This is a genomic window from Stenotrophomonas sp. A3_2 (assembly GCF_036624925.1).
Classification (GTDB): domain Bacteria; phylum Pseudomonadota; class Gammaproteobacteria; order Xanthomonadales; family Xanthomonadaceae; genus Stenotrophomonas; species Stenotrophomonas hibiscicola.
Map to the genome: position 1 here is coordinate 1 of NZ_JAZKVY010000216.1, position 8499 is coordinate 8499.

10 protein-coding genes are annotated in these 8499 nt (G+C 66.7%); 9 read left to right on the forward strand and 1 reads right to left on the reverse strand.

Annotation, left to right across the window (positions count from 1 at the left end):
- The coding region (locus R5H29_RS07165) for a transposase (RefSeq protein ID WP_332328542.1) at positions 1-93 on the reverse strand (93 nt) is incomplete at its 3' end.
- Between the two features lie 280 nt (positions 94-373).
- Between R5H29_RS07165 and R5H29_RS07170 the strand changes: the two genes are divergently transcribed.
- From R5H29_RS07170 to R5H29_RS07210, 9 genes are all read left to right on the forward strand, one after another.
- The gene (locus R5H29_RS07170) at positions 374-787 is read left to right on the forward strand and encodes a YciI family protein (protein ID WP_053500761.1); all 414 of its coding nucleotides are present in this window, start codon (positions 374-376) and stop codon (positions 785-787) included.
- A gap of 67 nt (positions 788-854) precedes the next feature.
- Positions 855-1277 carry a VOC family protein gene (locus R5H29_RS07175; protein WP_005415090.1) on the forward strand — a complete coding sequence of 141 codons (423 nt, stop codon included), beginning with the start codon at positions 855-857 and terminating at the stop codon, positions 1275-1277.
- A gap of 40 nt (positions 1278-1317) precedes the next feature.
- Positions 1318-1728: a VOC family protein gene (locus tag R5H29_RS07180; RefSeq protein WP_171953358.1), complete on the forward strand. Its 411-nt coding sequence runs from the start codon at positions 1318-1320 to the stop codon at positions 1726-1728.
- Positions 1729-1752: 24 nt separating this feature from the next.
- Positions 1753-2109 carry a DUF1428 domain-containing protein gene (locus R5H29_RS07185; RefSeq protein WP_032128771.1) on the forward strand — a complete coding sequence of 119 codons (357 nt, stop codon included), beginning with the start codon at positions 1753-1755 and terminating at the stop codon, positions 2107-2109.
- Between the two features lie 45 nt (positions 2110-2154).
- Positions 2155-3417: a sigma-70 family RNA polymerase sigma factor gene (locus tag R5H29_RS07190; protein WP_332328980.1), complete on the forward strand. Its 1263-nt coding sequence runs from the start codon at positions 2155-2157 to the stop codon at positions 3415-3417.
- 106 nt (positions 3418-3523) lie between these two features.
- Positions 3524-4720 carry a hypothetical protein gene (locus R5H29_RS07195; protein WP_332328981.1) on the forward strand — a complete coding sequence of 399 codons (1197 nt, stop codon included), beginning with the start codon at positions 3524-3526 and terminating at the stop codon, positions 4718-4720.
- Complete coding sequence (locus R5H29_RS07200) at positions 4711-5811, forward strand: hypothetical protein (RefSeq protein WP_032953880.1); 1101 nt, start codon at positions 4711-4713, stop codon at positions 5809-5811. Before R5H29_RS07195 ends, R5H29_RS07200 begins: the two co-directional genes overlap by 10 nt.
- Before the next feature lie 98 nt (positions 5812-5909).
- Positions 5910-6587, forward strand: coding sequence for a hypothetical protein (locus R5H29_RS07205; RefSeq protein WP_021202156.1), 678 nt, complete (start codon positions 5910-5912; stop codon positions 6585-6587).
- A gap of 16 nt (positions 6588-6603) precedes the next feature.
- A complete protein-coding gene (locus tag R5H29_RS07210; protein ID WP_332328982.1) occupies positions 6604-8250 on the forward strand; it encodes a CsgG/HfaB family protein in 1647 nt (548 codons plus the stop codon).
- Positions 8251-8499 lie beyond the last annotated feature (249 nt).

Consider the following 8499-nt stretch of genomic DNA (forward strand, 5'->3'; position numbering starts at 1 on the left):
GCTGTGGCGACGAGCAACGGCTTTGACTGATGTGGAGGTCTTGCAGGCCTCTTTGGCAACCTGCAGTTTGAAACGAGCGTCATATCTGTTCATGTATCCCTCGGGGTTGGATCTGGCGTCCAACTCCCGGGGGTCACTTCAGGGACGGGTTTACGGCGTCCCCCGACCCGTCTACCCACCCGGCAAAGCCCATGAACCCAGCTTTCAGCGACCAACCCAACCCACCACGGAGGGGCTCCGCCGTTCGCCGACTCCCGCCGAAGGCGCGCCTTCCACGGAAGAAAAAATTTCCAACAGACGTGTCGATTCCCAGCCCCCTGGTTCGTTGTACCCAGTGAAGGGCACGCACCACGCGTCCCCACGGGAGACCGAAATGAAAGTGATGGTGATCGTGAAGGCCAACGCCGACTCCGAAGCCGGCCGCATGCCCAGCGAACAGGAACTGTCCGAAATGGGCGCCTTCAACGAACAACTGGTGGCCGCCGGCATCATGCTGGCCGGTGAAGGCCTGCACGCCACCCAGCGCGGCCGTCGCATTCATTTCGGCGGCGGGGCACCCAAGGTCGAGGCCGGTCCGTTCGGTCCTGCCAGCGAACAGATCGCCGGCTTCTGGCTGTGGGAGGTGCGGTCGCTGGACGAGGCCGTTGAATGGGCCAGCCGTGCGCCATTCGGCGAGGGCGGCACGCTGGAACTGCGTCCGCTGATCTCCGCAGAAGACTTTGGTGAAGCCTTCACCCCCGAATTACAGCAGCAGGAACAGCGTCTGCGTGCACAGCTGGAAGGCTGATCCGATTCCTCTCCCTGCCGGGCACGCCCCGGCACTATCGCCCTGAACTGCACAACGGAGTATTGCCATGAGATTGATTCCCTTCCTCGGCTTCAGCGGCCAGGCCCACGAGGCAATGGCGTTCTATGCCAAGGCACTCGGTGGCCAGGTCACCTCGGAAATGAAGTACCGCGACATGCCGCCCTCCGATGGCTCGCCGGGCTGCAACGAAATGCCGCCGGAAACCCTCGACCACGTTGCGCACAGCCAGCTGGAGATCGGCAGCGCCATCGTGATGGCGGCCGACGGTCCCGGCGGTGGCGAGGGCGGCTCGACCACCATCAATGTCGACGTCGACAGCATCGAAGAAGCCGAACGCGTGTTCGCTGCGCTGGCCGAAGGTGGCCAGGTGCAGATGCCGATCGCCGAAACGTTCTGGGCACATCGCTGGGGCATGCTGATCGACCGTTACGGCAAGCCGTGGATGGTCAATTGCATGAAGCAGCCCTGATCCCTCCCTCTTTCCTCTTCATCCGCAAGGAGCGTTACCAATGAGTGCACCACAACCGCAGATGATCTTCGTCAACCTGCCCGTGCAGGATCTGGAGAAGTCCAAGGCATTCTTCACCGCGCTGGGCTACAGCTTCAATCCAACCTATACCAATGACGATGCGGCTGGCATGGTCATCAGCGAGAGCATCTACGTGATGCTGCTGACCCAACCTTTTTTCCAGCAGTTCACCAACAAGTCGATTGCCGATGCGCACACCCACACGGAAGTGATCAACGCACTCTCGGCACCCAGTCGCAAGGCAGTTGACGAGCTGTTGGACAAGGCACTGGCCGCCGGCGCCAGCGAACCGCAGCCGGCGCGCGACCTGGGCTTCATGTACCAGCGCGGCTTCCAGGACCTGGATGGCCATCTCTGGGAAATCGCACACATGGACGGCGAGCCGGGCTGACGGCCGCCGCAAGGGAGAACCCACATGGCCTACGTGGATGCTTACGTGCTGCCGTGCCCACAGGACAAGGTGGCGGCCTACCGCCGCCTTGCCCGCAAGGCCGGCGCGGTGTGGAAGGACCATGGCGCGCTGCAGTACATGGAATGCGTGGCTGACGATGTGGAACCGGGCAAGAGCACCTCGTTCCCGCGTGCGGTCAAGGCGAAACCGGGCGAGACGGTGATCGTCGCCTTCGTGGTGTTCCGCTCGCGCGCGGCACGCGACCGCATCAACGCCAAGGTGATGGCCGACCCGCGGCTGGCGTCGCTGGGCCCGAAGGACATGCCGTTCGATACCAAGCGCATGTTCTGGGGCGGCTTCAAGCCGATTGTTGAAGCGTGAGCTGCGGCGCTTGTGCGGGCCGGGCGTGCGTGTTGTGATCGGCGCATGCTCGATCCCGCACTGACGCAGCGTCTGGAAGCCCTCTGGCGGATGGAGTCGCCAGTGTTGATCGCGCGCCTGGCGCGGCTGCTCGGCGGTGATGTCGGCCGTGCCGAGGAGCTGGCCCAGGACACCTGGCTGGCCGCGCTGGAGCGCTGGCCGGAACAGGGCATCCCGGACAACCCCGGAGCCTGGCTGATGACCACCGCGCGCAACCGCGCCATCGATGTGCTGCGCCAGCACCAGCGGGTGACGCAGCAGCATGCGCAGTGGGGTGAGGAACTGCATCCGGCCGCGCTGCCGGCACCCGATGACAGCCAGGCGCTGGAGGATGACCTGGGTGACGATCTGCTGCGGCTGATGTTCGTGGCCTGCCATCCGGTGCTGCCGGCCGATGCGCGGGTGGCACTGACCCTGCGCCTGCTCGGTGGCCTGACCACCGTCGAGATCGCACGTGCGTTCCTGCAGCCGGAGCCAACCATCGCCCAACGCATCGTTCGCGCCAAGCGCACCCTGGCGCAGAAGCAGGTGCCCTACGAGGTCCCGCGTGCTGACGCGATGCCTGAGCGGCTCGGATCGGTGCTGGAGGCGATCTACCTGGTCTTCAACGAAGGCTATGCGGCCAGTGCCGGTGACGACTGGATGCGTCCGGCGCTGTGCGACGAGGCACTGCGACTCGCGCGCATTCTGGCGCACCGGCTGCCGGTGCCGCCGGTGCTGGGCCTGCTGGCGCTGATGGAGCTGCAGGCCTCGCGTGCCGCAGCACGGACCGATGCGCAGGGCGTGCCGGTGCTGCTGGACCAACAGAACCGCGCGCGCTGGGATTGGCTGCAGATTGAACGCGGGCAGCAGGTGCTGGCGCGCGCGCTGGCCGCCGGTGGCGGTGACGATCCCTATGTGCTGCAGGCGCGCATCGCAGCGTGCCATGCGGCGGCGCGGCGCGCCGACGCTACCGACTGGCCGCGTATCGCCGCGCTCTATGCACAGCTGCTGCAGGTGCAACCTTCGCCGGTGGTGGCATTGAACCGGGTGGTGGCGGTACTGCGCAGCGAGGGCCCGTTCGCTGCATGGGTACAACTGCAGCCGCTGCTGGTTGATGCGCGCCTGCGCGACTACGCGCCGCTGCAGGTGGTTCGTGGCGAGCTGTTGCAGGCACTGGGGCGTGAGCAGGATGCGCGTGACGCTTTTGGCGAGGCAGCTCGGCTCAGCCAGAACCGGGCCGAGCGCGAATTGCTGCGGCAACGGGCGGGCCTGCCCCGCACAGACTGAGCCGACAAGGACAGCACTTGTCGCCGCGCGCCTGAGCGGCTATGTTTCGCGCCCAGCGGACGCATCAGCGTCCGCATTCCGTGCGTATTGACCGAGGAGCGGTTGGATGTATTCAAGGACGAAGAGCGCATCGCGCGCTTTTGCGCGCCTGCTTGCCTGTGCCCTGTGCCTGGCCGTGTGGCCGATGGCCACGCAGGCGGCAGACAAATCACAGCAGGCCTATTGGGCAGGCTTCGCCTATACCGCTGACGCCGCCGCCGTGCAGGCGACCACGCCACATGCGCATGCGGTGCTGGAACGGCGTGGCCTGGTCCCGCTGAACCAGGCGCTGGCGCAGTCGCTCAAGCGCCGCGCCCCGGCCCACCTGCAGCTGATCGACCAGCCGGTGGCGATGCTCGACGGCACCACCAGCGCGACCGTGCTGGCCGCGGCACTGGACCGCGAACTGGTCTCGGTCGAGCCGATCGGTGACCAGTACAAGGTGCTGGTGGAAGTGGCGCTGCAGGCGCTGTTCTTCGACTTCCGCGAGCGCCAGGTGATCGCGTCCTATCCGCTGACCCTGCAGCGCATCGACGTGCAGGACTACCGCCCGGACAACGACGATATCGACGCGATCGTCGCCGATCTGCTGTACGGCAGCGCCGATACCAGCCTGTCGCAGGTGCTGGCCGCCAGTCTCGCCCAGGCCAAGCTGCCCGATGCTGCCGTGCGTCGCCTGCAGGTCGGTGGCGTAACCCTGTCCGACGCGGTCCGCGCCAAGCTGCCCGACCCGAAGTGGGAAACCCCGCTGCGCGCCACGCTGGCCCATGAACTGTCCAAGACGCTGTCGTCCAATACCGGCGTCGGCCTGCTGCCGCCGGCCTCGGGCCAGGCGATCAGTGGTGCGATGGCCGCCCGCTTTGCCGACGGCAAGGTCTACCAGCTGAAGATCCCCGAACCGGACTACGTCATCACTGTGCAGGTCGATGCGCTGAAGAACGGCGTCATCAATGAAACTCCGGCGATGAAGACGATGCTGTTCGGCGCATTCTTCACCGCCAAAGTGACCGAGCCCTTCTCCGGCAAGGTCTATTTCGAACAGCCGCTGCGCAAGGGGGCCACCAAGGTGGTGCCGGTCACGCAGTGGCAGGTCGACCAGTGGTCGGCCAGCTACGAAACCCTGCTGGCCGGGCTCGATGCCTTCGCCGGCGCCGCCGCCAAGCGTGCCGATTCGCGCGCCTGGCTGGACGAACAGAAGCCGGGCGGCCGCCCGTTGCAGCAGCAGACCCAAGCCCTCCAGGAGTTGATCAAGTCATGTCGTTAATGCGTACCATCCTGCTCATCCTCATCGCGCTGGTGGTGGCGTCGCCGGTCGCTGCGCAGACCGCGAGTTCGCGCGGCACCGGCTCGGCCAGCTACGGCCTGCGCCTGAGTGCCGACACCCGTGCCCAGGCCCTGAACAAGGCCAAGGTCAATGCACTGGAGGCGTACATCGCCGAAACCGGTGCGGCCAAGCTGCGCCTGTTCGAAGCGCGCCGCGCCGAGTTCATCGGCGAGATCGATCGCTACGTGCTCAGCGCCGTGCAGCTGTCGGATACCGAAGACAAGAAGGCCAAGACCTACACCGTCACTGTCCGCGCCGAGATCAACACCACCCTGCTGCAGACCAAGCTGGATGCGGGTTCGGCCGTGGCCGGTGCCACCGCCGCGCAGCGCTCGCTGCTGACCTTCCTGTTCATGGCGCGCTCGCAGGACACCGTGCAGTCGTTCCAGGACAAGGAATACCGCCGCGTCGACGCCAGCAGCAGCTACAGCGAGAACACCCGTGAGGGCGACAGCTTCCGCGGCAACTCGGTCAGTACCAACGGCAGCATCAACCAGAATGGTTCGGTGTCGGTCACCAGCGGCGGAAGCACCACCGCACGTGCCGACAACATCACCTGGAAGGTGGCCAACGCCGCCGAAGTGAACACCGCGATGACCGGTGCCTTCAGCGCCGCCGGCTACGAAGTGGTTGAAGCCGAATACGTGGAGGGCGAGTCGCGCGGCCTGCTCAGCATCGAGCGCATCCGCAAGGACTTCAGCACCGGCAACGACCTGGCCCCGGCCACCCTGCGCGATACCGCCAACGGCATCCGTGCGGCCAACATTCCGTACATCGCCGTCGGCACCCTCGACATAGGCATGCGCGACCGCGATCCGGCCAGTGGCAACACCCGCGTGTTCGTCACGGTCACCGGCAAGGTGCTGGACGTGACCGGTCGCTTCCCGCGCACCGTGTCGTCGGTGGGCCCGGTGCAGTTCTCTGGCACCGGCCCGAATGAAACCGTGGCCCGTACCAACGCGCTGCAGCTGGCTGCCGAAAAGGCCGCCCAGCAGATGATCAACGAACTGAACGTCAAGGCGGTCCGCTGATCCGCCGCCCCGGTGGGTGCCGAGCCCGCTCGGCATCGGCCTGGGGTTACCGATTCCCACGTGCCGCTTGGCGGCCGTCTCTCCCAAAGGACACTCATATGATCCGCAATACTGCTCTTGTCGTGGCCATCGCTGCCGCCACCCTGTCGATGCCGGCCCACGCTGGCCTGGGCAAGCTGAAGGACCTGGCCGGTGCCGCCACCGGCACCTCCAGCAGCAGCGCTTCCAGCGCCGCCGCCCCGGACGAAGCCGCGCAGGAAGCGCTGGTGCGTCGTTTCGTCAGCTCGCAGTCGCACTCGCTGCAGGCCCAGACCTCGTTTGCCCGTGCCTTCGGCCTGGCCGAGCAGGTGCAGCTGCTGGAAGCCGAGCGCCAGGCGCTGTCGTCGGGTTCGGTAAGCGTCGATGCGATGAAGAAGTCGGTGTCGGTCAGCGAAGCGGCGCAGGCGGCGATCAACGAGCGCCAGGCCGCGCAGCCGGAACTGAACGCTGAATCCAAGCAGCACTACGCCGAAGGCCTGGTCTCGCTGCTGGCGTCGGCCGCCGAAGCACAGAAGCTCGGTGGCGAGGCCAGCAACTTCACCGCCGGCATGAAGAACCTGGGCGCGACCCAGCTGGCGACCGTCGGCCGCAAGCTGGCCGCCGGTGCATGGGTGGCCAAGGAATCGCCGGGCTTCATCCAGGGCCTGTACGGCTCGACCAAGTCGGCCGTGACCTTCGCCAGGAAGAGCAAGGTGAAGGTGCCGTCCAACGCCGATTCGATGCTCGACACGCTCTGATCCGAGGCGAATCTTCATGCGTATGACCTACCGTTTGATCGGCCTGGGCCTGGTTGCCGCGCTGCTTGCAGCCTGTGGCGAGCAGGACGCCCCGGCTGCCGCGCCCGCCAAGGAAAAGGCAACCAGTGCACTGGCCAGCAATGCGCCAGTGGAAGCGGCGCCCCTGCGTGGCACGCCGGATTTCGGCGGCACCACCCAGGTCGCGCGCGAGGCCGACGGCATCGGCAGCACCCCGGAACTGGCGGTGCTGGCGGCGTTGCAGTCGGCGGTGGCGCAGGTCAACGGCGTACGCGTGGCCAGCCAGATGCAGGGCCTGCGTGCAGGCCTGCATGTGGATGTGGATGACGAACACGTCGGCGACATCCGCGCCGACGCGTTCACCCAGCAGATGATCGCCGGCTCGCAGGGCGCGGTGCTGGGCTATGAAATCCTGTCGCAGGACGAAGTGCGGCAGCTGGACGAGGAGACCATCGCCCGTGTGCGCGCCAGCGACGAAGGCTGGAGCTTCAAGGGCTCGGCGTCGGCCAGTGCGTCCGGCGAAGCCTCGGCCAAGAGCGGTTCGGCTTCGGCCAGTGTCAAGCAGAGCTACGACGAGAAGGTCAACGTCGATGCCAAGCGTGGCGCCAGCTCGTTCGATTCCGACGTGACCCACCGCAGCATGCGCAGCTACTGGAAGGTACGCGTACGTGCCCAGATCGCCCAGTACCGCGCACCGGACGAGCAGGGCAAGCCGAAGATCGTGGTCGCGCTGCCGCGTACCAAGGCCGGCAGCTATGCCGTGGGCGATGGCCGCGTGAGCGCCGATGAAGTGGCCGACGCGATCCGCGCACGCCTGTCCGACACGCTGACCCAGACCCAGCGCTTCATCGTGCTGGACCGTGAGTTCGGCGACGAACTGCAGGCCGAGATCGACCACATCAACAGCGGCAACGTACGTTTGCAGGACACTGCCCGTGTCGGCCAGCAGCTGGCGACCGACCTGATCCTGATCCCGACCGTCGAACGCTTCGAGTACCCGCGCAGCGTGCGCAACCTGCGCATGTCCGACCGCCAGGTGACCTCGTACTCCGGTGGCGGCCGCATCACCCTGCGCCTGGTCAACGCCACCACCGGCCAGGTGGTGATGTCCGACAGCTTCGACCACCAGCTGGCCTCGACCGGCCCCAGCACCCTGCCGCGTGTGGTCAACGGCCGCAACATGGCCGCGGCGATGATGGAATCGCTGTCGGGCCAGATCGGCACCAGCATCGTCACCACGCTGTTCCCGGTATCGGTGGTGTCGGTGGACGGTGACCAGGTGGTGCTGAGCCAGGGCGGTGACACCGTGCAGGCCGGCCAGCGCTGGCAGGCCGTGCGCCTGGGCGAAGAACTGAAGGACCCGCAGACCGGCCGCTCGCTGGGCCGCAGCGAACACCCGTGCTGCACCATCCGCATCGATCGCGTGGCTGCACAGACGTCCTACGGCACCATCGAAGACGGCGTAGACGCGATGCGCGGCGGCTTCCGCCCGGGCCAGATCGAACTGCGCCAGAAGCTGGGCAGCAGGCCGGCAACGGCCGCCGCAGGCGCGACCGCCTCGGCCGCTCCCGCAGCTGCCGCACGCCCGGCCGCCAAGCCGAAGCCCAAGGCCGCGGCGGCCCCGGCCGAAGACCCGAACTGGTAACAGGCTCAAGCAACACACAGATGGGGTCAGAGCCCTTTCCCGCAGGGAAAGGAACCTGACCCCTTCGTGTTTCCGTCCGTGTCGACCAAGGTCGACACCTACCAACAGCGGCGTGTCGATCAAGGTCGACACCCACCACAGCGGTGTGTCGACCAAGGTCGACTTCCACCAACAGCAGCGGGAACCTGTCGAAGGCGGGGTGGGTCCGGTTGCGGGGGCGTGAGCCGCATGGATGCGGCGACCGAGCCT